The sequence below is a fragment of the Sporosarcina cascadiensis genome, assembly GCF_009650995.1.
GTDB classification, from domain to species: domain Bacteria; phylum Bacillota; class Bacilli; order Bacillales_A; family Planococcaceae; genus Sporosarcina; species Sporosarcina cascadiensis.
Genome location: NZ_WHVV01000012.1, coordinates 20,382 through 45,338, shown reverse-complemented (window position 1 = coordinate 45,338; position 24,957 = coordinate 20,382). Strand labels below are relative to the sequence as shown.

Annotated in this window: 23 protein-coding genes; 8 read left to right on the top strand and 15 right to left on the bottom strand. The window is 42.7% G+C overall.

The genetic code is table 11. From position 1 onward, the window contains the following. Positions 1–80 precede the first annotated feature (80 nt). From GDZ68_RS13080 to kynU, 7 genes are all read right to left on the bottom strand, one after another. Positions 81–1,565 carry a 4-hydroxyphenylacetate 3-hydroxylase family protein gene (locus GDZ68_RS13080; RefSeq protein WP_153722753.1) on the bottom strand — a complete coding sequence of 495 codons (1,485 nt, stop codon included), beginning with the start codon at positions 1,563–1,565 and terminating at the stop codon, positions 81–83. 274 nt (positions 1,566–1,839) lie between these two features. Further along, entirely contained in the window at positions 1,840–3,117 is a 1,278-nt protein-coding gene (locus GDZ68_RS13075; protein ID WP_153722752.1) for a TRAP transporter large permease, read from the bottom strand. Then, entirely contained in the window at positions 3,114–3,599 is a 486-nt protein-coding gene (locus GDZ68_RS13070; protein ID WP_153722751.1) for a TRAP transporter small permease, read from the bottom strand. The genes GDZ68_RS13075 and GDZ68_RS13070 overlap by 4 nt, the downstream gene beginning before the upstream one ends. A 14-nt stretch (positions 3,600–3,613) precedes the next feature. Beyond that, positions 3,614–4,642, bottom strand: a complete 1,029-nt coding sequence (locus GDZ68_RS13065) for a TRAP transporter substrate-binding protein (protein WP_153722750.1) — start codon at positions 4,640–4,642, stop codon at positions 3,614–3,616. 147 nt (positions 4,643–4,789) lie between these two features. Beyond that, positions 4,790–5,536, bottom strand: a complete 747-nt coding sequence (locus GDZ68_RS13060) for an IclR family transcriptional regulator (protein ID WP_153722749.1) — start codon at positions 5,534–5,536, stop codon at positions 4,790–4,792. 366 nt (positions 5,537–5,902) lie between these two features. Continuing rightward, positions 5,903–7,330: an amino acid permease gene (locus tag GDZ68_RS13055; protein ID WP_153722748.1), complete on the bottom strand. Its 1,428-nt coding sequence runs from the start codon at positions 7,328–7,330 to the stop codon at positions 5,903–5,905. A gap of 22 nt (positions 7,331–7,352) precedes the next feature. Then, on the bottom strand, positions 7,353–8,636 hold the full coding sequence (kynU, locus tag GDZ68_RS13050) for a kynureninase (RefSeq protein ID WP_153722747.1): 1,284 nt from the start codon (positions 8,634–8,636) through the stop codon (positions 7,353–7,355). Positions 8,637–8,808: 172 nt separating this feature from the next. Between kynU and GDZ68_RS13045 the strand changes: the two genes are divergently transcribed. Next, the gene (locus tag GDZ68_RS13045; RefSeq protein ID WP_153722746.1) at positions 8,809–9,423 is read left to right on the top strand and encodes a TetR/AcrR family transcriptional regulator; all 615 of its coding nucleotides are present in this window, start codon (positions 8,809–8,811) and stop codon (positions 9,421–9,423) included. A gap of 46 nt (positions 9,424–9,469) precedes the next feature. Here the strand turns inward: GDZ68_RS13045 and GDZ68_RS13040 are convergent, their stop codons facing one another. Further along, positions 9,470–9,736 (bottom strand): 4-oxalocrotonate tautomerase, encoded by a 267-nt coding sequence (locus tag GDZ68_RS13040; RefSeq protein WP_228551099.1) that lies wholly within the window; start codon positions 9,734–9,736, stop codon positions 9,470–9,472. Between the two features lie 42 nt (positions 9,737–9,778). Next, positions 9,779–9,973, bottom strand: coding sequence for a hypothetical protein (locus GDZ68_RS13035; RefSeq protein ID WP_153722744.1), 195 nt, complete (start codon positions 9,971–9,973; stop codon positions 9,779–9,781). 103 nt (positions 9,974–10,076) lie between these two features. On the opposite strand from GDZ68_RS13035, the gene GDZ68_RS13030 reads away from it, so the two are divergent. From GDZ68_RS13030 to GDZ68_RS13000, 7 genes are all read left to right on the top strand, one after another. Continuing rightward, positions 10,077–10,373, top strand: a complete 297-nt coding sequence (locus GDZ68_RS13030; RefSeq protein WP_194841162.1) for a hypothetical protein — start codon at positions 10,077–10,079, stop codon at positions 10,371–10,373. Positions 10,374–10,549: 176 nt separating this feature from the next. Beyond that, on the top strand, positions 10,550–11,377 hold the full coding sequence (locus GDZ68_RS13025) for a gluconate 2-dehydrogenase subunit 3 family protein (protein ID WP_153722743.1): 828 nt from the start codon (positions 10,550–10,552) through the stop codon (positions 11,375–11,377). 15 nt (positions 11,378–11,392) lie between these two features. After that, the gene (locus tag GDZ68_RS13020) at positions 11,393–13,138 is read left to right on the top strand and encodes a GMC family oxidoreductase (RefSeq protein WP_153722742.1); all 1,746 of its coding nucleotides are present in this window, start codon (positions 11,393–11,395) and stop codon (positions 13,136–13,138) included. A gap of 391 nt (positions 13,139–13,529) precedes the next feature. Further along, a complete protein-coding gene (gene guaD / locus GDZ68_RS13015; protein WP_153722741.1) occupies positions 13,530–14,897 on the top strand; it encodes a guanine deaminase in 1,368 nt (455 codons plus the stop codon). Between the two features lie 171 nt (positions 14,898–15,068). Next, a complete protein-coding gene (locus GDZ68_RS13010) occupies positions 15,069–15,632 on the top strand; it encodes a TetR/AcrR family transcriptional regulator (RefSeq protein ID WP_153722740.1) in 564 nt (187 codons plus the stop codon). Positions 15,633–15,710: 78 nt separating this feature from the next. Further along, complete coding sequence (locus GDZ68_RS13005) at positions 15,711–16,178, top strand: GNAT family N-acetyltransferase (RefSeq protein ID WP_153722739.1); 468 nt, start codon at positions 15,711–15,713, stop codon at positions 16,176–16,178. Beyond that, positions 16,175–17,521, top strand: a complete 1,347-nt coding sequence (locus GDZ68_RS13000; RefSeq protein WP_153722738.1) for an MATE family efflux transporter — start codon at positions 16,175–16,177, stop codon at positions 17,519–17,521. The genes GDZ68_RS13005 and GDZ68_RS13000 overlap by 4 nt, the downstream gene beginning before the upstream one ends. A gap of 238 nt (positions 17,522–17,759) precedes the next feature. Here GDZ68_RS13000 and GDZ68_RS12995 read toward each other — a convergent pair whose 3' ends face one another. From GDZ68_RS12995 to GDZ68_RS12970, 6 genes are all read right to left on the bottom strand, one after another. Beyond that, positions 17,760–19,709, bottom strand: coding sequence for an ABC transporter permease (locus tag GDZ68_RS12995; protein WP_153722737.1), 1,950 nt, complete (start codon positions 19,707–19,709; stop codon positions 17,760–17,762). Further along, the gene (locus tag GDZ68_RS12990; protein ID WP_153722736.1) at positions 19,699–20,460 is read right to left on the bottom strand and encodes an ABC transporter ATP-binding protein; all 762 of its coding nucleotides are present in this window, start codon (positions 20,458–20,460) and stop codon (positions 19,699–19,701) included. The genes GDZ68_RS12995 and GDZ68_RS12990 overlap by 11 nt, the downstream gene beginning before the upstream one ends. Before the next feature lie 93 nt (positions 20,461–20,553). Next, a complete protein-coding gene (locus tag GDZ68_RS12985; protein WP_153722735.1) occupies positions 20,554–21,558 on the bottom strand; it encodes a sensor histidine kinase in 1,005 nt (334 codons plus the stop codon). Beyond that, on the bottom strand, positions 21,555–22,244 hold the full coding sequence (locus tag GDZ68_RS12980; protein ID WP_153722816.1) for a response regulator transcription factor: 690 nt from the start codon (positions 22,242–22,244) through the stop codon (positions 21,555–21,557). Before GDZ68_RS12980 ends, GDZ68_RS12985 begins: the two co-directional genes overlap by 4 nt. Positions 22,245–22,589: 345 nt before the next feature. Next, the gene (locus GDZ68_RS12975; protein WP_153722734.1) at positions 22,590–23,372 is read right to left on the bottom strand and encodes a YqhG family protein; all 783 of its coding nucleotides are present in this window, start codon (positions 23,370–23,372) and stop codon (positions 22,590–22,592) included. Further along, on the bottom strand, positions 23,326–24,906 hold the full coding sequence (locus GDZ68_RS12970) for a DEAD/DEAH box helicase (RefSeq protein ID WP_153722733.1): 1,581 nt from the start codon (positions 24,904–24,906) through the stop codon (positions 23,326–23,328). The genes GDZ68_RS12975 and GDZ68_RS12970 overlap by 47 nt, the downstream gene beginning before the upstream one ends. Positions 24,907–24,957: the final 51 nt, after the last annotated feature.

Genomic DNA, 24,957 nt, shown 5'->3' with positions numbered 1-24,957 from the left:
CATACCAAAACAATAGATGAAAAAGCACTATCAAAGTAAAATCCGCTTACCTGATAATGCTTTTTTCACATATCTCTTAATTAGTTGACTACAGTATCTTTCGTCATTTCCAAAGAATCTTTCAATGCTTTGTCCACCATTTCATATGTTGGATTATTGCGCTTATGTGTATTATAGAACATACCCAATTTACGAACCGGATCTCCGGAATAATAGCGTTCATATTGAACGAGGCGCTGACCGAATGCTTCTCCGCACAGGTCCCAAGCTAGCTTAAATAGACGCACGCGCTGTTCAGCCGATACACCTGAACGTCCACCATAGTATTTAGCCATGTCTTCGGCTGTTTCAGGATTTGCAAAGTCTGCTCCTGTTGGCGACATCAACAATCCGCCTGCTCCAATAGTCTGCAGAATTTCCATTGCACGCGGATATAGTGTCGGCAAAATTCCTCGGATCGTTTCTAACGGCACGATGGCAGGAAGCGCTTCTCCATATGGCGTTATGACATATTCTTGCTCAGCTACACGCACTAGAGCACGAATGGTTTCAACACCTTGAATCAGTTCAGATAATTGATTTTGCACGTTCAGGAATCCATCAACTCCTACTGCGTCTGCAACTGCACACGTAACTTCCGTTGCAAATGAAATCTTTGTTAAGCCGCGCACAGCTGACTGATGGGAAGGTTGCAAGTTGATCCCTGTTTTAGGATATAATAAGTTCCCAGCTTCCACATTTTGATTGATGAATACGCGATCCCACGGCACAAGCACATCGTGAAACACAAGCACTGCATCCATTTCTTCAAAACGGCTGGCAAGCGGATGATCCCAGGCAGAACGCAAACCATTTTGTGTTTCTTCCCGGCAATACATGCGAAGTCCCGGTGTGTCGATAGGAACAGCAAATGAGATTGCATATTTTTCATCACCAGGCTTGAAACTTGGATACGAATAAATAATTACTTCATCTGTCACAGGAGCAAGTGTTGCTAACATCTTAGATCCGCGAACAATCAAGCCTTCTTCTGTTTCGCGCACAACGCCTAAATGTGTAAACTCATCTTCTTGTTCATTGGAAGCTTTACTGCGGTCATTCTGCGGATTAATAATAGCATGAGTCAAGAATAAATCATTGTCACGTATATGTTTATAGTAGTTTACAATATTATCTCCCCAGCGCTCTCCATACTGTCTGAAGAACCAATCGTTACCCGCCATAGCTGTCACTACAGTCGATAAGAAATCAGGAGTACGTCCCATCAGACCAAACGTCGCTTCCGCCCACACTTCAAACAATCTTCTGCGCGCCTGTAAATCCTCTCCGCTTTTTGGCATTAGAAATGCATTGTTCACTCTCTCGCCTGTTTCCTCACACACATGTGTAATTTCTTCCTGGTACTTCGGATCATGCTGTAAATCATATAGTCTGGCCATTTCTTTAATAGGTTGCTTGAAAACGGGCTCATCCGCTAAGTTAGTAATGCGGCGACCTCCTAAATATACTTCTGGCTGACGTGATTTGACTGCTTTAATGTAATCTTCACCTGTTCTAATACCCATTGTGTATTCCTCCCATATGTTGATAGTATGATGGTGGTTTCTTCATTGATACACGAAGACTTGTAAGCCCTTTCATTTCGTCCTTTTAAAAAAATTATGAGAAATTAATAAGGAAGCTTTTCAGCTCTTCTCGTCTTCACTTCAATTAACTTATCTGTAATATACCTAATCCATCATTTTGTCACCATCTTCATATTTCACTATATGAAATAGTAAGAATATTTAATGAAGATTTTTAAATATAAAAAAACGTTTAGAGAACTCTCTAAACGTTTCAGTCTTTATATAGGCTCGGAATCCATAATGCAGCATCTTCCCAATACGTCAGGATGAGCAACACGAGGATCGCCATTGCCAGGAATGGCATAATGGCTTTTATGAGATCTTCAAATTTCACCTTAGCTATAGATGAAACGATGAATAACCCTGTTCCTACCGGCGGTGTTAGTAGACCGATAGTTAAGTTAATGCATACTATTACTCCGAAATGAACTGGATCGATCTGGTATGTAGCAAGCAATGGCAGCATGACAGGAATTAAAATAATTAATGCCGCAATGCCGTCTAAGACAGTACCAATCAATAATAAGAAAATATTAACCAAAAGCAAGAAGACTAACGGATTTTCCGACAAACCAAGCATAGAGTTTGCCACCATTTGAGGTATTTGCTCATACGCTATAATGAAACCGAATAAATTGGCTGTGACAATTAAGAACGAAATCGTTGCTGTATTGACAACCGTATTCACTAAGATCTCCGGCATGCTTTTCAATTTTAATTCTCGGTATGCCAGCCCTATAACGAACGCGATGACACATGCGATGGCCGCTGACTCAGTTGGTGTGAAGACACCGCCTAAAATACCGAAAATGATAGTAAAAGGAATTAACATTGCAGGCAGTACCCGAAAAAATGATTTGACGATCATTTGAAACGTCGCTTTCTCACTTCTGGGAAATTGCTGTTTTTGGTTCATGATTCCAATTACGATAATAAAACCTACACCGAGCAATATACCGGGAATCACACCAGCCATAAACAAATCAGCAATGGAGGCGCCTGTCAAAGTACCATAAATGATAAATAACATACTTGGCGGAATGACCGGAGCCACGATAGAAGAAGCGAGCGTAATCGCTGCAGAGAAATCCCGACGATAACCTTCCTTTTCCATTTCAGGCACCATAACCTTACTCATCATGGCAGCCTGCGCATTGGCAGAACCTAATATCGACGCCAAAAACATATTTGCAATAACCGTTACATATGCTAAACCTCCGCGATAATGACCAATCAGCACCTTTGCAAATGACACGAGCCGTGTCGTAATTCCCCCGCCATTCATTAACTCTCCCGCCAACATAAATAGCGGGATGGCTAAAAGTCCGAAATTATCGATTCCCGAAAACATCTTTTGAGGCGCCGAGCTCATAAGTGTTGTCATATTGGAAAGAAGCAAATAGCTGAGGGATGTAATCGCCAATACTAGCGAAATAGGTATACCAATCACTAGAAACAGTAAAAATAGTAAAATGACAACAAACATCATGTCGTTTGTCCCCCTTGCTCCCGTGTCTTAAACAAATTCACCAGGTGAGTCAATAAATGAATAAATGCGAAACTTAGACCTACCGGAACCGAAGCATATGGTATCCACATCGGAATTCGCATAGAAGATGAGGTTTGGTTGGAAACGGACCCCAGCCATTGATAACTCAAGTATAGTAAAATTCCAATAAACACTAGAATAATTATATAAGAAACTATTTCTAAGTATCTTTTCCCCTTATCTGATAGTCGATCTACTAAAAAGGTAACAGAAGCCTGGGACTTATATTTAAGTCCCAAACTCCCCCCGATAAATGTAACCCATGCCATTATGAAAATACTTGCTTCACTTGCCCAAAAGATAGGGGCGTTTAAAAAGTAACGGAACAATACGGCGGCTGCAATAATAATTGTCATCGCAGCAATCAAGATCATTGCCATAAATTTTTCAAGTGTTTCTATCCAGTTGCTCAGCTTGTTCATACTGCGCTTTCCCCCTATTTACGGAACGTTTCAATAAATTCTTTGATTAATGGATCCTTGGCTTTATATTGCTCATCATATTCTTCTTTGTATGGATCGAACAAAGACTCGTCCATTTCATATAATTCCATTCCCCTATCTTTCAAAGTATCCATATATTCTTCCTCTAAAGAAGCACGTTTCATTGTTCCGTATTCTGAAGCCGCAGCCATTGCCTCCTCAATAATTTTTTGGTCCTCTTCAGGCATTGCATCAAACTTCTTACCGCTTGCAATCATGACGGAAGGCCAAACCATATGATTTGTCAGTGCACCAAAACCGGTTACTTCATTGAAATTCGATGTGACTGCTGCATCTAAGTCCATTTCCATTCCATCAATTACCCCTGTTTGTGCTGCTTGGTACACGTCCGGCAATGAAATAGACTCCGGGTTAGCTCCTAACAATCGATACCAATCTTGTAATGCTGGACTTGGAGTTACACGTAAAGTAAGCCCTTTAATATCTGCAGGAGATTCTACTTTTTCTCTGAACATCATCGTACGATTTCCGGAGAAGAAGTAATTCTTCGCTCGTAAGCCTTGGTCGTCGAGTGTAGCCAAGAGCTTTTTTGCAATATCTGAATCTTTAGCTTCGAATGCAGCCTCATAAGAATCGAACAAATAAGGTGCAAACCATGCACTGAACGCTTCTGATCTTGAAGTCAGGAAAGCAGTTGTAATAAATCCGAAATCCAATGAACCGGTCTCTAGCTGTTGAACCATATCAGGCTCTCCACCGAGCTGTCCACCCGGATATAACTCAAGTTTCATCCGTCCATCTGAGCGTTTTTCTAATTCCTCGCCAAATTTTTCAGCGGTTTCATTCCAAATATGATCAGGCGGCGCAATATGCGCAAGTTTAAAGTTATACGTCTGGCCTGAATCTCCTGCTTTACCTGTATCGTCTGCTTTTGCCTCATCCGTATCATCACCACATGCACTTAAAAACAATGCTGCTACGATTGTCATGATAAAAAAGTAAAATCCACTTTTTTTCGTCATTATAAACTCCCCTTTTTCTCTTTAATTAATCCCAATATTCCGTAAATTCAATCTAAAAATTTACTCTCTTCTTTTGCAATTAAATAAGTACACCTATCTGTTTCTGTTCCCCTCCCTTCACTATTACTTCTACTGAAATACATTACATTACACTTCTATATATCCTAGTTCTTTGGATATGGAGTCAGCCGTCTTAATCACACTTCGTCGAATCATTTGCTGGTCGCTTCCTTGCATATAGGAAATTGGCCCCACTAGATTCACGGCGGCGATGGTCTTACCTGAATAGGATAGAATAGGTGCAGCAATTGCATAGGTACCCGAAGTATTCTCATTATTACTTATGGAATATCCCAGTTCTCGTACATTTTGCAGATCTTCCTTTAACATATCTATATCTGTAATTGTATTGGGAGCTTGCGATGATAGTCCTCTTTCAATTGTCTCTTTTAGATAGCTATTATTGTAAGCCAGCAATACTTTTCCTGTACTAGTTGCATACGCAGGTTTCCTCGAACCGATATAAGTGTGAACAGGTGATGCAGCCTGAGAAGAGATTTTTAAAACAAATACAACTTCTCCTTTATCGAACATCCCGATATGAGCAGTGCCCGTAAATCTGCTAATCAAGTCTTTGACAAGAGGAATAGCCTTATCATATATATCTTGTTGAAACATTACATTGTTATTCCATTCCAGCAACTTCCATCCTAAACGGTATCGTCTATCCTGGTCCCTCATCAATACACCTTCATTGCATAATGTACTGATTAAATGATGGGTCGTACTAGGACTCATCCCCAGTTTTCCTGCAATCTCTGCATTCCCTAGAACTGGTTCCTCACTGGAAAAACAACTGATAATATAGCATGCCTTTTTAACAGATTCTATCACGTTTTTTTCTCCTCTCCGGCTGGATGCAATCTTGATTAGAAACCTAACGTGTAAACGCTTTCAATAAAAAGTAAAATAATTTCCATTTGTCAATCTATCAGCGGTATTCCTGTTTGGTAAATTCTATATCTCACTGTATTACAATTTGTCATATTTAAGTAGTAATTAGAAGTATACGAGGGTATTCCCTATATAACAAGCTCCAAATTTCATATTATGAAACTTTTTCAATAATTAGCAAACTATCAAGTTAGCAATTTTATCAGGAAAAAATATAACTTGATTTACTTTTTTCAATCAAGTTATATCTTGGGATTAAGTTGGGCTTTTTAATTAGGAAATAGACCTTCTATTTCATTTTCCACATCAAGACTCAGCGTTTTCATCAAGCTCTGGATTTTCGAGTTTTCGTTTACCTATCGTACGTTTCCAGATAAAGTAGCAAATCGTGATGAACAGCAACCATGGGAATCCTAACAGAAGAGTAGCTTTGAAGTCAGGAGAGAACCAGGTCGACAATACCACACTGGCCAGCAATAATGCCCCAAAAATAGTGAGGTATGGATAGCCGATCATCCGAACCGGTAACTTTCTTCCATTCGATTCATCCCATCTTTTTCGGAAAAATAGATGAGTGACAAAAATCATAAACCAGGCAAACATTGCGCCGAAACTTGATAAAGAAATCATGGTGACGAATGCAGTGTCCGGTTTCACGACCGTAAAGAATGTCGCGAACACAATACCAATTACTGATACCAGCAATGCTCTGGATGGTACAGACTTCTTATTCAGCTTTCCTAAAGTTTTAGGAGCATATCCGCCCCGCGATAAAGAAAACATCATTCTTGTAGAGATATATAGCTGACTGTTCATAGCCGACAATGCCGCAATTAATACTACGAAGTTCATAATAGCTGCAGCTCCGGGTATATTGACGATTTCCATAACCTTAACGAAAGGGCTTTTATCGGCACCCGCCATATTCCAGGGAACAATCATCAGCATCAACGAAAGAGTGATCAAGTAAAAAACAATCAAACGAACAACAGCGGAACGCAAAGCAATAGGAACCGCTTTTTCGGGATCTTTTGCCTCACCGGCACTCACCGCAATCATTTCAATGCTTAAGTAGCTGAAAAGCGAGATAAAGACCGCAATCCACATGCCATAAAAACCATTCGGGAAGAATCCGCCATCGGCTGTATAGTTATGAATTCCAATGGAAGAAGTCGCATCCGCTCCTACTATGACGTAGGCAGCTAAGATAATGAAACCTGTGATAGCCACGACTTTGATAAAAGAAAACCAATATTCCACAATTCCGAACATCTTAACGGTAGTGGCATTCACATACATCAAAATTGCCGCAAACAGCAGAATCCAAACGATAGCCGGTACTGTCGGAAACCAATACTTCATGTATACTGCTACAGCCGTGACTTCCGTTCCAATGGCACATACTAAACTGAACCAATAAGAATAACGGACAGAGAATCCAGCCCATGGATTAATATACTTTTCTGCATAGGCCCCGAATGAGCCTGTCACTGGATGGGCCACTGTCATTTCAGAGAGACATCCCATCAACAGCAGCGCAATTAAAGCACCGATTGCATAACTCACAATTACACTGGGTCCCGCCAAACCAATGGCTAAACCGCTTCCAAGAAACAACCCCGTCCCTATTGCTCCTCCAATCGCAATCATTGCCAGCTGACCTGTAGTTAAACTGCGGTTCAAGCCCTTCTCCCGTTCAATGATATCTTGAAAATCTGCTTCTTTTTTACCCATCCCTTTTCCCCCTCATCTTCTTTTATGACACGACATTACGTTCTTTCCCATATTGTTCATATCGTTTTTCAAGTACAATTTTCTTAAGAATTTGCACTGTGTCGAAGACTTCTTCATATGAGGTATAAAAAGCAATAGGTGCTAGTCTGATAATATTCGGCGGACGGTTATCTGGAATGATTCCCTCTTCAACCATTGCTTTGCAAATTCGAATTGCTTCATCATGTTCCAAACAAATATGTCCGCCGCGGCGATCATCGTCTGTTGGATTACCGATTGAATAGCCCAACCCATCTAATTCTTGGTCAATTAATACCATCATGAAGCGGGTGATATGGAGAGATTTTGTCCGTATCTTTTTAATATCCGCTTCGGCAAAAAGTTCGAACGAAGCGATGAGCGGAGCTAAACTTAAAATATGTGACGTTCCGACTTGGAATGCGCCAGCTGACTCTTCCACATCCAATGTATGGCTCATATCAAATTGTGTATCTTTCTTGGAACTGTACCAGCCCGTCAGTCCGGGGGTGATGCCAAAATGCTTTTTGTTTACGTATAGACCTGCTACAGATCCCGGGCCGCCATTCAAATATTTATAATTACACCAGACGGCAAAGTCCACACCCCAATCACTAAATTGGTGGGATACCGCCCCGATAGAGTGGCAAGCATCGAAACCAATTTGAATTCCTCGATTGTGTGCTTCCTTCGTCAACCGTTCGATATCTAGTAATTGTCCGCTTCGATACAATACAGTCGGCAAGAAAACAAGAGCTACATCATCCGTCATGGCAGCAATGATATCTTCCTCTTCGATCATTTTCCCATCCCGGCTCTTCACACGAACCAAATGTTCATCCGGGTCGTATCCCTGCAGTTTAATTTGGCTTTGAAGCGCATAAATATCTGAAGGAAATGTCAATTCATCAGCCACAATCTTTGTCTTGTTTCCATTCGGCTTGTAAAACGTAGAGATGACTTGATGAATATTGCTCGTTGTCGATCCGCAGATCATCACTTCTTTGCTGTCCGCGCCGATGAGGGGTGCGCACATTTCACTTAACTTTTCAGGGAGGTAAAACCAAGGATAGGTTCCTTTTGTCCAGCCTTGAATTGCCAGAGTCTTCCATGAATCCATGAGCTCTAATACTTTCCCTTCTGCCCGCTTTGACATCAGTCCAAGCGAATTACCATCCATATAAATTTGACCTGGCTGCAAAAAGAATTCCTCGCGATACTGTTGAAACTCGTCTTGTGCATCAAACTCTCCAGCTTTCTCTCTAGTGATTACACCTTTGTTGTCCATAAATGTATGCGCCTCCAATAATCAGAATTTACTTAATATTAGTATGTAGTTGACACTGTGTCAATATCTTTTTTGGTTAAATTGATTAAAAAAGAATTCATTGCTCCATTGTCGGAAGAATTACTATACGATACAATGAGTACAAATCTCGAAGTGAAGGAGGGGCTGTCTGATGCAACGAGAGGAAGTTACGGATGGGCGTAGTTTGAGATCCATCGCGACTAGGAAACGCTTGCTTGAAGCATCTAAAGAACTTTTCTATGAAAATGGTTTTGAAAAAACAACCATTACACAAATTATCAAAAAGGCAAAGACGGGATACGGCACAGCGTACGTACATTTCAGCGGGAAAGATGATATTCTAATCATGCTGATAGAGGACGTAATGCAACAGTTTCTTGACATGGCGAACATGCCGTTCACTCCTATTACTAAACAGGAAGCGAAAGGTTTGATTCATCAGCAAGTTCATATGTTTTTGAATATGGCGCATGAAAATCATCAAATCATGAGAGTATTTTCGGAAGCAATCGGTCTGTCTTCAGCTGTGAACTCGAAGTGGAACGAAATACGCGAGGCAAATATTCATTATATTACGAGAGACATTTCGTATTCGCAATCGCACGGACTGGCTCGGACGGACCTCCAGGCGAATTTAGTTGCACGCTTCTGGTTCTTTGCCAATGAAAACTATCAATGGGAAGTCGTAAACCAAACCAATACAGCTTCGATTGATGAAATTGCTAATACCTTAACCGCCATGTATGCGGACGGATTATATTTATAAGTAAAAAAGCGGACCGCCCGATGGACAGTTCGCTTTTTTCACGTTTTTATAATTGACGTCCCGCCTTGATCTCTTTCATTGTCGATCCGCCTGCTCCCCAATTTGTATCAGGTATTTCTGTTACGACCACTCGGACTTGTTCATGTCTCACGTCCAGATTATTGACAGCTGCTTCCGTGATATCGACAATTAATCCTTTGATCTGGTCTGCGTTTCTTCCTTCTAAAACTTGCACTTGAATGATTGGCATACTGCACCTCTTTTTTATAAATTTAATTGCACCATTTACACCTAGTTCATCACTGCTTGCCACAATTCCTTCTTGAATGTATAAAAAATCGATTCCAAGGCATCTTTATTGTATCGGCATAAAAGCAACTTGCCAGATACCGTTTTCATTTTGAATCAAATTAAATATACTCGGCACATCCCGTTTTTCAGCAGCTTCGAATTCAACTGTCCCTTCAAATTTTCCCGTCTGATGAAAGACTCCTTCATTGAAATGTCGAAAATACGCGTAGACTTCCTCTTCCTGTATATGAACTATCATACCTATGTCCCATTTTTCTTCTAACAGGTTTACAATCACTGAATTCGGCTATTGTTAGTCTAGAAGCGAATAGCAATTACTCAACCAGAGGAGGAGATCTTTCATGGATCTTACAAAATTTAAAAACAACAACTTACTAAAAGTAGGCGCAGCGGCAATATTGTCTATAGGCGTACTGGGTGCTTGCGGTGACGATAATGACGATCCCGTTATTGACAATAATGATGATGTAGATATCGACCAGCCTGCTGATACAACACCTAATGACGATGTAGATTTGGATGTAGATATGAACGATGACGCTGAAACAGACGATACGACTGGTGACACAGGCACAACTGGCGATACTGGAACAACTGGTGAAACAGGTACAACTGACAGCACAGATACTACAAAATAAACAATCTTTTACGTAAATAAGTAAACCCCGAGCTTTCCAGACATTCCTGGACAGCCCGGGGTTTTTTTCTGTATAAATTTCAACTTACAGGTATAGTTTCAGCTAAATCACCACAAGATGACTCATAGTTGATTGGAAAAAATGTGTAACCCTACATTCATGAGGAGGAGATATAAGTGACAGGACCACAACAGCCTGAAACGGAACAAAAAGGAATGAGCCGCCGGAACTTTATGAAGAATACCGGTTTGGTAGCCGGCGGTTTAGTAGGTGGTTCATTACTGGGCGGATTGGTGACTAACCAGGTTAAAAAGCCAACTACAGGGAATGAAGCATCGACAGAAAACTTACTGGAAGCGCGGACGTTCTTCAGCCGCAGTGAAGATTTTGAAATCTTGTCCGCTGCTGCTGAACGAATCTTCCCGAAAGATGATCTGGGCCCCGGTGCAATTGAACTGGGCGTTCCCTACTTTATCGACCGCCAACTTTCCGGCGAATGGGGCACGAATGCGAAAGAGTATATGCGCGGTCCTTTCCCGCAGAATGCTGAGAAAGCGAATTATGAAGATAAAGATCGTCAACAGGATGAACAGGGACCTAACGCAGAGACGCAAGTGCCTGCCCCTACACCAAGATATCAAACTCCTATGACAAGAGCAGAGATTTTCACGGAAGGTGTGCGGGCCCTTGAACAGACGGCACAAGAAAAGTATGACACCAACTTCAGAAAATTAGAGGCTTCACAGCAAGATGAAATTCTTCAGCTTTTTAATGAAGGGAAAGGCAAGATGAATGGCGTATCTTCTGAGACATTCTTTAACCTTCTCTTACAGACGACAATTGAAGGAACTTACGCAGACCCGGTATACGGGGGCAATCGCAATATGGAAGCCTGGCGGATGAAGGAATTTCCCGGTCCCCGTATGGGCTATACGGATGGTATTGATAAGAAAGACTTTATTGTGATGAAACCGGAAAGTTTGCGCAGTTATCAAGGACACTAAGAAGGAGGAATCTCTATGGTAAAGAAATTAGAAAAAGTAAATGTTGTCGTAGTCGGCAGCGGCTGGGCAGGTGGTATTGTCTCTGCTGAAATGGCAAAAGCCGGTCATAAAGTTGTGCTGTTAGAACGAGGAAAAAAACAGGAACGGTCCGATTATATCGGGGTTAAAGACGAACTTCGCTATACAAACCGTTACGAATTAATGCAAAATCTTTCTCGCGAAACGATCACATCCCGAGTCACGATGGACGAAACAGCATTGCCTGTCCGCACACGTAAAGAAATGATGGCAGGAACGGATTTGGGCGGCGGAAGTGTTCACTGGGCAGGGGCCACTTACCGCTGGAGAGCGTATGACTTTGAAATTCGTTCGAAAACGATCGAACGTTACGGAAAAAATAAGATACCTGAGGGCATGACGATTCAAGATTGGGGTATTACTTATGATGAAATGGAACCGTATTATGACCGTTGGGAAAAGACAGCCGGTATTTCAGGAGAACCTGATCCGCTGGGTGACAAACGTTCAAGTGACTATCCGAATCCGCCAATGAAAGAATCACCCGCCTTGCGTTTATTTAAGGATACGACAAAGAAAATGGGTTACCATCCATATCAAGTTGCCTCAGGAAACCTGTCACAGGCGTATACAAACCCGGACGGTGAAGCGATGAATGCTTGTATGTTTTGTTCCTATTGTACGCAGTACGGCTGTGATTTCAGTGCGAAATCGGATCCGCTGGCGACAGTAATTCCAACCGCACTGAAAACGAACAACTGTGAAATTAGGACAAATTCCCAAGTGCGCCGCGTTCTGCATAGTGGTGGGAAGGCGACAGGTGTGCTATATACCGATACCCGTACAGGAGAAGAATTTGAACAGCCAGCTGATATCGTCGTCCTGGCCGCCTTCTCGTTTTCCAATAACCGCCTCTTAATGCTGTCGGAAATCGGTCAGCAATACGACCCGAAAACGCGCAAAGGCACAATAGGACGTAATTTTAATGCACAGACGAATATTACGTTTCAGGGAGCAAGAGGCTATTTCGAAGATAAAAAGTTTAATTTGTACATGGGAGCCGGTGCATTAGGTGCTGCTATGAGTGATTTTGCAGGCGACAATTTTGATCACACAGATTTGGATTTCATTAACGGAGGCGGGATTGAGATCCGTCAATACGGAGATGCAGCCATTGCAAGCAACCACGTTCCCGACGGTACGCCCAAATGGGGACCCGAGTTCAAGAAAAACTCTATACACTATGCATACCGCAATTTGCGGGTCTGGTACACACCTGCCATTATGTCATGGTGGTTCAATTATTTAGATTTGGATCCTACCTATAAAGATGAGTATGGAGATCCGCTGCTTCGTGTGACGTTCCAGTATACTGACCAAGATCGCAATATCGCAAAGTTCGGCATCGAAAAATGTACAGAAATCATGAAAGAAATGGGTGCGGATATTATAGACCCCGATTCCTACCCTGAACAGTTTGACCACGTGTACGACGGCGGCCACTATGCCGGCGGTGTTATAATGGGAGCTGATCCTGCCACCTCTGCCGTTAATAATTATTTGCAGATGTGGGATATGGAAAATCTGTTTGTTGTTGGCGGTTCCGCTTTTCCACAGTTTGCAGGTCATCACCCGACGGCTACAATTGGAGCGCTTGGCTACCGTGCAGCTGAGGGCGTAGAAAAGTATTTAAAAAATGCCGGTCCTCTCGTCGAGGCAAAACATGCAAGTCTGAATGCCTGAATACAGGAGCTGTCCGGGAAGTCTTATCCATTTGACTTCATCGGGCAGTTTTTTTTACTTGTAAAGGGAGTTTCTAAGAAAACGTATTGTACTTTGGTGCGGCAAACATCTAGATTGGTGCGGTGTGAGCATGACAAATGTTCGGCATTTATGGTTTTTGGTTCGTTTCTAAAGCATTTTGGCGCGGTGAAATGCTTTTTTGGTGCGCAACACGGCTGATCTGCTGAAATTTCTGAAGAAAATTTGTCTTACAGCATCTTTTGGAGAGTTTTTTGTTTATTTACGATTTTTTTTAGTTTGCATAGAACAAAAAGAAGAGTCATACTGAGGATATGCTAGATGAATCGTTACCCACTTACCAAACTCATATAATGGAGGCTGACTTGGATAAATGACCAGATACACACAAGTATTTCTCGCAACCGCATTTACAAGCCGTTCCCGACAAGAAATTGAAATTCTGCAAGATTGCTTGTTCTGTATAGATGATGAAGGGATAATTGCCCGCATCGTCCGGCCCGATGAAAGTGATTACCAAATCGTGCTGAAAGACTATGAACAAACTGATTCGTTTCGCCGCGTCGAAAAAGGTTCTTACTTGCTGCCCGGTTTCATTGATTTGCATAATCATGCATCACAGTGGGCACAAGCCGGCACAGCTCTTGATATTCCGCTGAACGATTGGCTGAGTACGTATACGTTTTCTGAAGAAGCTCGTTTCTCTGATTTGGCATACGCAGAGAATGTGTATGAAGATATTGTTGAAACTCTGCTTGCCAACGGAACGACAACTGCCCTTTATTTCGCCACTGTCCATAAGGAAGCTTCTATACTGTTAGCAGAAATCTGCGCGAAAAAAGGACAGAGAGGGCTAGTCGGCAAAGTAGTCATGGATCACCCCGATGAAACTTCCCCTTCCTACCGCGATGAGAGTACAGAAAGTGCGTTGCAGGATACGGAGGAATTTATTCTGGCTGTTAAAGAGCTGGGGAAAACAACGAAGCAAGGGGTTTATCCTGTTGTAACGCCACGTTTCATTCCGAGCTGTACCGATGAAGTGCTTCAAGGTCTTGGTGAACTTGCGCAAAAGCACGATACGCATATCCAGTCGCATTGCAGTGAAAGTGACTGGGCTCATCAGCATGTGCAGCAGCGACTCGGTAAAAATGATGCACAGGCGCTGAATGAGTTCGGACTTCTGCAGGATAAGTCGGTTATGGCACACTGCAATTTCTTATCCGATGAAGATGCGGCGTTATTTGCTGAAACTGGCAGCGCCATTGCACATTGCCCAATATCCAATGCCTATTTTGCCAACAGCGTACTGCCAGCTGCACGATTCAGTTCGATGGGTGTAGATATCGGTCTTGGTTCCGACATCGCGGGTGGTTTTTCTCCAAGTCTGTATGACAATGCCCGTCAGGCCGTTATCTCTTCACGTATGCTTGAAGATGGTGTGGATACAAGCCTGCCTGCTGATCAGCGGGGGGTCAACGAATCCCGCATCACTTTAACTGAAGCATTCTATTATCTGACAGCTGGCGGCGGAGAAAGCCTGAGTCTTCCGATTGGACGTTTGGAAGAAGGTTATGCGTGGGATGTGCAGCGAGTTAATACGACTGTCCCAACAGCCCGCCTGCCGCTGTTCGATGATGAAATAAATCTTCAAGATCTTTTCGAGAAGATCCTCTATCTAGTTCGTCCCGAGAATATTCAAGATGTTTGGGTACAGGGCGAATTAGTTCATTCCAGACGATAAAAAATCCGGATTGCTGAACAAATTCAGCAATCCGGATTTTTTTACGTCCTATCGATTAGTTTTTGAAAAGTATCTTCCTTTGCTTTTCGCCTTTCCTTTCTATATAATTAAAATGAACCAAGGAAACTAAATTTGTTTTTTAAGTTTTCCTTATTAGAAGGAGATAGATAAATGAAAGCACGAATTATGAAAGCTTTTTTGGAAGAGGTTCATGAGAAAAGCATGAAGTTCACAATGGATGATTTGGCTAAACGGCTTGGTATCAGTAAACGAACTCTGTATGAACATTTTTCTTCCAAAACGGAGATCCTTGATGCGATTATCGATTCCACATTACAGGAGTTTGACGATAAAACGGAAGTCATTATGCAGGATACAGAGTTAACATTAATTGAAAAGATAAAAAAAGTCATTACGGTCATTCCAAAATATAATGACTTTTATAATTGGCAGATTCTTGACCAAATGCGTAAATCACACCCGGCACAATGGGAACGTGTCCATGCTGCACTGAACGAGTGGGATGAGCTGCGCGAACTGATTGAGCAAGGGATCCGCGAAGGTATCATTGCAGACCAAAATGTTTCGCTGCTGATGAAGCTGATCATCGATGCGACCAACTCCACTATGGATCGACAGTTCTTTTATGAAAACAGTATCACAGTGACAGAAGCGCTTGACTCGATTGTCGATATTTTACTGTTTGGATTCGTTAAGAAAAGTACGAATTTATGATTTTTTATTAAGTAAAAAAACCAATAAAACAAAATAAGTTTTTATGTTTTACAACAACTTTGAAAGCGAGATGGAATTATGAGCCTCCACATACGTGAGGTAACAGCTGAAAATTGGGAAGATATCGCCTATTTATCAGTGAATGACAATCAGAAAGACTTTATTGAAAGCAACTCATTTTCTCTGGCTCAGTCTAAATTTGAGCCGGAATGGAAATCAGTCGGTTTATATGACAAAGAAGAATTAATCGGCTATGCGATGCACGGCCGTGACAAAACGAGTAATAATGTGTGGCTGGACCGCTTTATGATTGATCAAAATTATCAGGGCAAAGGCTATGCCAGTCGTTTTCTAGGATTATTACTCAAAGAAATGCAGCAAAAGTATTCTTGTGACATGATTTTCTTAAGCATCTACCCAGACAATAAAAAAGCACAGCATCTGTATGAAAAGTTCGGATTCGTGTTAAACGGAAAAGTAGATGATGTCGGCGAATTCCCTTGTCTTGTCATGGAACTTGATTTGAAAAGGAGCCCTTTAGCATGAGTTCTTCTTCATCCAAAATGAATCAATTGGATACAGAACCAGTTGGACGCATTTTTTTGCGTTATTTAATTCCGTCCACGGTCGGCATGCTGCTGATGGCGATCAATATCGTAGCTGACGGGATCATGGTCGGTAACCGACTGGGTTCAGAAGCGCTGGCGGGTGTAGGAATTGCTGCCCCTGTCTATACGATTTTCTTTGCGATTTCACTTTGGATCGGGGTCGGTGCCGCCACAAAATACTCGATGGCAATGGGTGCAAAAGACGTTAAAAAAGCACGGGAAATATTTACTCATGCAATCTTTTCAATTGCATTCTTCACGCTGCTGCTCGGTCTGACGGCATTCATTTTTCGAAATCCGCTCGCTTATGCGCTTGGTGCGAATACAGATACATTTCCCTATGTATCTGACTATTTATTTGTCATCCTGCTGTTTGGATTTATTTTCACAGTGGAAAATACATTCAGTGTCTTTGTCCGAAATGATGGGGCTCCTAATCTGTCGATGATCGGATTGATCGTTACTTCAGTAGTCAATATCTTATTGAATTACGTATTTTTGTTTATTTTTGATTGGGGCGTTTCAGGTGCGGCTATGGCGACGATCATCGCCTCCTTCTTGGGAATGCTTGTATTAGTCACGCACTTCTTAAAGAAGACAAATAATCTGAAAATCATTCGTTTTTCATTTAATAAAAAGCTCTTTACGGCAATCATCATCATTGGATTCCCGAGTTTCCTATCTGAGCTGGGGATTTCTGTCTTTACTATTTCACATAATATCGCATTTGAAAGAATGGCCGGTACTGAAGGTGTTGCGGCATTTTCCATTTTGAATTATGTTCACAGTGTCATGCTCATGCTGTTTTTAGGAATGGGTGGGGCAATTCAGCCGCTGATCAGTTATTACCACGGAGCGCACAATCTTCAGCGGCAGAAAGAAACGATGAAAAAAGCCACGTGGACAGTTGTCTTGGCGGGAGCCGTTTTTTTCCTCATTGGACAATTTGCTGCCGGACCAATCGTTTCGATTTTCGGTGATTTCCCCCAGGATGTGCGTGATTTAGCAAGCACCGGCATCAATCTGTTCTTCATTGCCTACTTGTTTACAGGCACGAACTTTGTCATGATGACGTTTTATCAATCTGTCGGGAACGTAAGGATGGCGACTTGGATCACTGCTTCACGTGAAATTATCGTTATGCTGATTTTCCTGATGATCCTGCCGAGATTGTTTGGTCTGAACGGGATCTGGCTGGCGATCCCTGTGTCTGAATTCTTGGTGTTTGCCGGGGTCTTTTTATATCAGCGAAATGCTGCCAAAACAGCTCGGCTAGTCTGATAGCCAGAAGACGACAGGCGGAATGGTCCGGTGAACAGCTGTCTTGGTTCGTTCAATACACCGTTTGGCGCGTTGTGGACTTTGTAAACGCGCGGTTATGATCGTTTTTGGCTCGCTCGCGTAGCTTTTTGGCGCGATCTGGCATCTTTTTGGCGCGCGCCACCGCCATCTCCGCCAGTCTCATAGGAAAAAGCTGTCCCAAGATTAAAATCGGGACAGCTTTTTCCTTCCTATATATTTATAGCGCGTCTTTGATAACCCGCTTATAATTCAGCACCGACAACACACCGAATATTGAATACAATACGGTATAGATCAGCATGACAATAAGCATCGGCGTCACCATTTCTGTTCCGAATAAAAACCAGCCCGATTTAACGGCAAAGTAGCTGTGGCACAAGCCGACAACAAGCGGAATTCCGAAATTGAACAGCTGTTTCAGCTGAACTCCCTGCAGCAGATCATTCTGTGTAAAGCCGAGTTTGCGCAGAATTGTGTAATTCGGCTTTTCGTCCTCACTTTCATCCATCTGCTTGAAATAGATAATGCAGCCGGACGTCACCAGGAATGCAAGGCCGAGGAAGCCGACAATGAACAGGATCATTCCCATATTCTGCTTCTGCTTTGTAAATTCCTCATACTTCGATTCATTTCCGGCCCATACCCGAAGTTCCGTCTCCCTGAAGATTTCATCCGCTTGTTTCACTTGTGAACGGTCCTTGATATGAATGCCCGTATATTGAGTGAATTCCGGTTCAAGTGACGGATCGAGATCCCTGCTCATTTCCTCATACAAATTCTGGCTGACGACTGCAATCGGGAAACCGGATGAAATACGGGTCGGCAGCACTGTCTCTTCGGATATACTTTTCAGCAATAAAGGATACGTTCCCTCTTTGCCTGAAAAGATAACTTCCCCGTTTGTCTGGAATTTCAGGAAACTGTCGAGCAATGTCATTCGATTCATGAAATACACTTCATTCTCTCCGACTTTTATTGAAGGTACGTCGCGGTCGCTGATGACAGTCATTTCCGTCTCTTCAGCAAGTTCGGCGAATGGATTATCTGCTCCTGATCCAAATGACACCGCCCCGGTTATGTCTGCCTGAAGAGTCTGCAAGGCAATTTTATCAATTTCATACGCAATGCCCTCTTTCTGCAGTTCATCTGTGAACTCAGGGATATTTTCGTCTTTTGCGATAGAGAAATCTGCCGGGATACTTTGCTCGACGCTTTTCTCAGCTGAATAATACGAAATATAGCTGAGGGACAGCAATCCGATCGCCAGTGCGGACAGCGATGTGATGATCGTCAGCAGCAGCGAATTGGATTTCATCCGGAACATGATCGATGTCAGTGACAGGACGTCGCGGACGTTCAGATATCCCCCTTTCCGACGGCGTACGAGCTGGAATAGGAAACTGACGGAGCCTTTATAGAATAAATACGTACCGATGATGACGGAGGCGAGAATCGCGATCATCAGTAAGAATAATTGCTGCATCATCAGTACCTTACTGAAAAGAATACTCGATAGATAGTAGCCGAGTCCGATGAGCAACAGTCCGCTTATGCCGATCACGATTTGGAACCACGACATCCGCTGGACACGCTCCTGTGCAACCGAAGTCGACCGGAACAAGGCAAGTATGCTTTGTCTTTTGATATAAATGAAATTCATCAGTAAAATCAATACGTAAATCGCAGCAAATACGATCAGTGTCTGTGTCAGCGCGGCAAATGAAAAATGCAAGGTCGCCACATCTTCAATTCCGGTTACATTAAAAAGAATCATCATGAGCAGTCGGGACATCGAAAATCCGAGCAGTACACCCATCAGCAGCGATACGATATACAGCAGCAGATTCTCGAAGCTCAAGATGCGGAAAACCGTCCCTTTCGTCATGCCGATCAGCTGGAAAAGACCGATTTCTTTTCCGCGGCGCTTGATGAACAGACTATTGGCATACAATAAAAATACTGCCACGATGGCAATCAGCAGCACTGAACCGGCTTTCATCGCAGCCGCCCCTTTTAACGTCCCTTTCGTTTCATCCATTGCCGGATCGAACTGCAGTGTGACAAAGGAAAAGTACAAGCCGACACTGAACACCAGTGCAAAGATATACACATAATAATGCTTGAAGTTTTTCTTGAAGTTTCTAAAAATCAGCTGATTAAGCGTCATACTGCACCCCGCCCAGCACACCTTGCGTTTTGATGATGTCCGAGAAAAATTCATTCCTCGTCTGATCGCCTTTATTGAGCTGGGTATAAATCTGTCCGTCTTTGATGAAGACGACCCGTTCACTGAAGCTCGCGGCCAGCGGATCATGCGTTACCATGACGATTGAAGTGTTCCGTTTTATATTTAGATCACTCAACTTATTCAGCAAATCAGATGCCGCCTTCGAATCAAGCGCTCCTGTCGGTTCATCCGCAAAGATAATGCTCGGCTCATGAATGAATGCCCGTGCAGCAGAAGTCCGCTGTTTTTGCCCTCCAGAGATTTCATTGGGATATTTGTTCTGGATATCTAAAATACCAAGCTCCGCCGCAACAGCGTTGAATCTATCATCCGCCACTTTTTTCTTCACTTTCTGCACAGACAGCGGCAATAAAATATTTTCTTTCACTGTCAGCGTATCCAACAGATTATAATCTTGGAATATGAAGCCTAGATGCTGCTTTCGAAATTCTGCCAGCTGCTTCTCTTTCAGCTGATTGAGGTTCTGCCCTTCAATCTCGATTGCCCCCTGACTTACCCGGTCAATCGACGAAAGCACATTCAGCAACGTCGTTTTTCCTGAGCCAGACGCCCCCATTATACTGACAAATTCACCTTTTTTCACTTGCAGGTCGAGTGCGCGCAATACTTCTTGCCTATTTAATTTATTACCATATGTCTTAGAAATTTTTGAAGCTTCTAAAATGACCATGTCTCTCACTCCTTAGTAACTCCATCATAAACAACCCGGCAGAATTTCTCCCGCCTTTGATATGACAATGAAGAAAGGCATGTGACATTGTCGTCACATGCCTGCAATACGCACCATTTCATTTTTCGTCGGGAATAGTAAAGTGAAACGCGTGCCTGTTCCAACTGATGATTCGACTTGTATCTTAATATGCAGAGATTCCGCCACTTGCCCGGCCAAATATAAACCCATACCTGTCGCTGCATGATCTTGATGGTGGACCGTACCCGTGAAGCCTTTATCAAATATACGGAGGAGGTCTTTCGCGTCGATGCCGCGTCCATGATCTTCTATGAATAATTTCTTCACTTCGCCATCCGCCCTGCTGCAAATTTGTATATCGGATGCTTCACTGTATTTCACTGAATTCGTCAGCAGCTGCCGGATAATAAAACCTAGCCATTTTCCATCCGACAGCACTTCGTCAGTCTGCAGATCCACATCAAATCCGATTCCTTTTTGCACACACCATAACTTCAGTGACTTAATTTCCTGAAACACCAGCTCCTGCAAACCGGTCTCTTCAATATATAAATCATTCTGAATGAAAGGAATACGCTTTGAATGCAACTGCTGATCGAGCAGCAAATGAATTCGAAGCCATTCGTACATAATTTGTGCACGAAGCGGTTTGTCCTCACTGCGATCGATCATCAATTGCATGGTCGTCAAAGGAGTTTTCACTTCATGAATCCAGTTGAGCATTTCATCCTTCTCCTGCTCAGCGCTGATCTCCAATTTATCCAATCGATCTTTGTACGCTTCTATTTGTTCCGTCATTCTATGAGAAGCAATATGTTCAAAAGGGCTGTTGGCTTCGGGAACTGCTGTCAGATCCAACACATCCTGATGATTTTTCAATTCCCGGTAAAACCTGGTTTCTTTTGAATAGCGGATAAAGAGAAAAGCCAGAAAAGAGAGTGTGGACAAAAATGTGATGTAGAAAACAGACTGCATCGGAATACTGGTGTCTAAATAGCCCATCAGCAGCACGAGAAACTGCAGAAATAAAAAAAATAGAATCCAGCTCGCTCTTTCTCTTATAAATTCTTTACTCATACGGTATCGTCCTTCGCCATATAGCCCTGGCCGACTTTCGTTTCTATCGCGTCCCCCAGTCCGATATCCGCCAGCTTTTTACGAAGCCGGTTGACATTGACCGTCAATGTATTATCACTGACGAAACTTTCATCATCCCACAGGCTCGTGATGATTTCCTCCCGTGTGACAATTTCATTTTTACGCTCGACAAGTAACTTTAAGATGTACAGTTCGTTTTTCGTCAGTTCAATCGATGTCTCCGTATTGGAGACAGTTCCTTTCATCAGATCCAGGGCCGCACCGCGCCAGGTTTTCAATTCCAGCTGTTGTTCCGCGTTGTAATTATATACACGGCGCAATATCGCCTGGATTTTTGCGAGCAGCACTTCGAAATGAAACGGTTTTTGAACAAAGTCATCCGCTCCGAGCTGCATGGACATCACCATATCAGTCGGATGATCCCGCGAAGACAAGAAAATAATCGGAACCTTCGAATGCGAACGGATCATACGGCACCAGTGAAATCCATCAAATTTCGGCAGCTGAATGTCAATAATGACAAGATCCGGCTTATTCGCTGTAAATTCCTGCAGCACATTCGAAAAATCTTTCACACCAACAACCTCATATGACCATTGCGCCAGGCGCTCTTTTAATTCAGTGAACAATGTTTGATCGTCTTCAATCAGCATGATTGTAAACAGCGGTCTCACCACACTTTTTTTAGTTATGTTACTTACCACTATAAGCAAAACAGCCTGCCCTCACAAGTTTACGATTTTTGTGGATCCCTTTTTATCGTTCTCCGGAGAAAATAAAGGCTCTTTTTGTGTTACCGTTTCTTTGACCATCTGCTCTGTCTAGTTATTTTGTATATTCCGTTTCACGGTAGAGCACGAAATGAATTGCTGCTGAATTCGAGATCCGCTTCCTGTTTAACAAATCAGTCATATGTATACGTATTTTAAAAAGTAAGAAGGCAGTCCCGCTGACTCTCGGGACTGCCTTTGCTTTGCTTTAGACAATTCGCTCTCCCTGTCCGACCCGCGCTATTGTAAATAAAACAACCCGCCATTTACAATATCTACTCGAATCCGGGGGGTAAAACGTTCTGCCATCGCCTGCTTTTCCAGAACATAACTCTCCGGCATATCGTCTTGCCCTTCGTAAAAGTAATCGAGCACTGCCTGATCTTTTTTCCATCTTCTTCTCGCCTCTTCCGCCCAGCTTGGATCCTGTTTCTGAATCAATCCATCCACCGCATCTTCCAGCCGGTCAAGCGCACGTACTGGCGATATGATATAAGGCAGCTGAAATACATGATCAGGCGGTGTATTATGCAAATTACGTGCTGTCAATGTCTCGTGAAAATTTTGAAAAACCGCACCGGTCATCAGATTCATTCCCAATGAATACAGTTCTTCCTTTGTTTGATGACAGCTGTATGAAATTTGATAATTGACGCCCAGCCAAGGAGTTAGAACGGTCTGCGTGGCATCTTCTCGATTGACTTGCTCAAACATTTTCACATAAGAGCCTAATTCCTTCGTTACTTGAAACAGCTGATGAAGCCTCGGAGACCCCATATGAACGACTTCGCCTTTCATCCCGTTAGTTAGCTGCCGGATATCTGTGATAAGTGTAAGTTGCGCGGGCTTTGGCGTTTCCTGGATACTTTCCACATAACGCCAGTAAAATGGCCGGTTCATGATTTTTTTATCCATTTCTACTGTTAACTGAATCTGCAGAAAATGCTCGCTTTCATGGATGATCGGACAATTGGTTTCATTGAAAAATTGACGGAGATACTCGTGAATCTGCTGCGGATACATACGTGCCCTCCTTCAGTTTGGCCGCCAGAATATCATCTAATTCTCCGACCACCTTTTCAAATACACCGATTTTTCCTTCCAGCACATGAAGCATATGATCCTCTATCGTGTCCTGAATCGCCAAATTATAAATTTGCACATCATGCTCCTGCCCCAGCCTGTGTACCCTGCCGATTCTCTGTTCCACTTTCATCGGATTCCAGGGCAGATCATAATTGATGACATGATGACAAAATTGTAAGTTGATGCCTTCCGCACCTGATTCCGTCGCAATGAGCACCTGTGCATTTTGCTTAAACAGATGCTTGGCCCATTCCCTGCTATTTTTACTCATCTTCCCGTTAAAAATCACACTGGAAATACCTTTCGAATAAAAATATTCATGTAAATAGTTTTGCGTGGCACGATATTCCGTAAAGAGAATCACTTTATCGTCCGCTTTCAGAATCAATTCCGCCGCTTTCTGTGCTTTAGAGTGGTCAGGCAAGCGTTCCAGCAGGAGAATTAACTTTTTTATCGATGCGGCAGCTTCTAAATTACCGCATTCTGCATGCAGTTTGCTCAATGTACCGATAGTCGCCTGCCCGCTGCTGCACATTTCCCGTTGCAAAGTAATCATTGTAAAAGCATCTGAAAATAAAGAATGTTGATCTTTTAAGCCTGACAGCATCTGATAAGCTGTACGTTCTTCAGTTGAAAATTCAATCGGCATTACCTGTACTTTCCGATTCGTCCATTCAATTCCTGTGTCCTGCCGTCTGTTTCGCACCATCACTTGACTGACCAATTCTTTCAGGTATTCATCCTGCTCTGCATCCCGTCTGCCTTTCGAAAAAACTGATGAAAACGTCTCATAATTGCCAAGATGACCTTGTTTCAGCAGTGTTACGAGATAAAATAATTCAAACACATCATTCTGAATCGGTGTGGCAGTCAAAAGCAGACAGAACTTTTTCTTCAGACTCTGCACAAATGTATAACTGACCGTCTTATGATTTTTCAATTTATGCGCTTCATCCACAATGATCAGGTCGTAATCCTGCGCATAGATTTTTTCCCGGTGCGGGCTGCGTTTCGCTGTATCGAGACTCATGACGACGACATCCACATGATCCAGTTCATAATTTTTGCGGTACAGCAGCGCAGGAATATGGAATTTCAGATGCAGCTCCTCCACCCATTGATTGGCAAGAGAAGCCGGAACCAGGATGAGTGCCTTCTTTACCAGTCCCCGGATCAGATACTCTTTCAGGATCAGACCCGCTTCAATCGTTTTCCCAAGCCCCACTTCATCCGCCAATATTGCTTTTCCATTCATTTCCTCAATGACGCGCTCCGCCGCTTCTAATTGGTGAGCAAGCGGTGTAACATGAGGTAAATATTTTAAAGATTGAAGACCCTTGAATTCAGTAATTAAACTAGTTTTCGTGATATCATAACTCATCTTATATAGTGTCCAATTATCCCAAGTCTCAAGATCCTCTAATCGCTTACTAAATCCTTCTTTCCATTCGGTCGATCTTTCAATCTGCATACCATCACCTCAACTTGCATTTTCATTAGTTTGCCCAGAAAAGAAATTCTT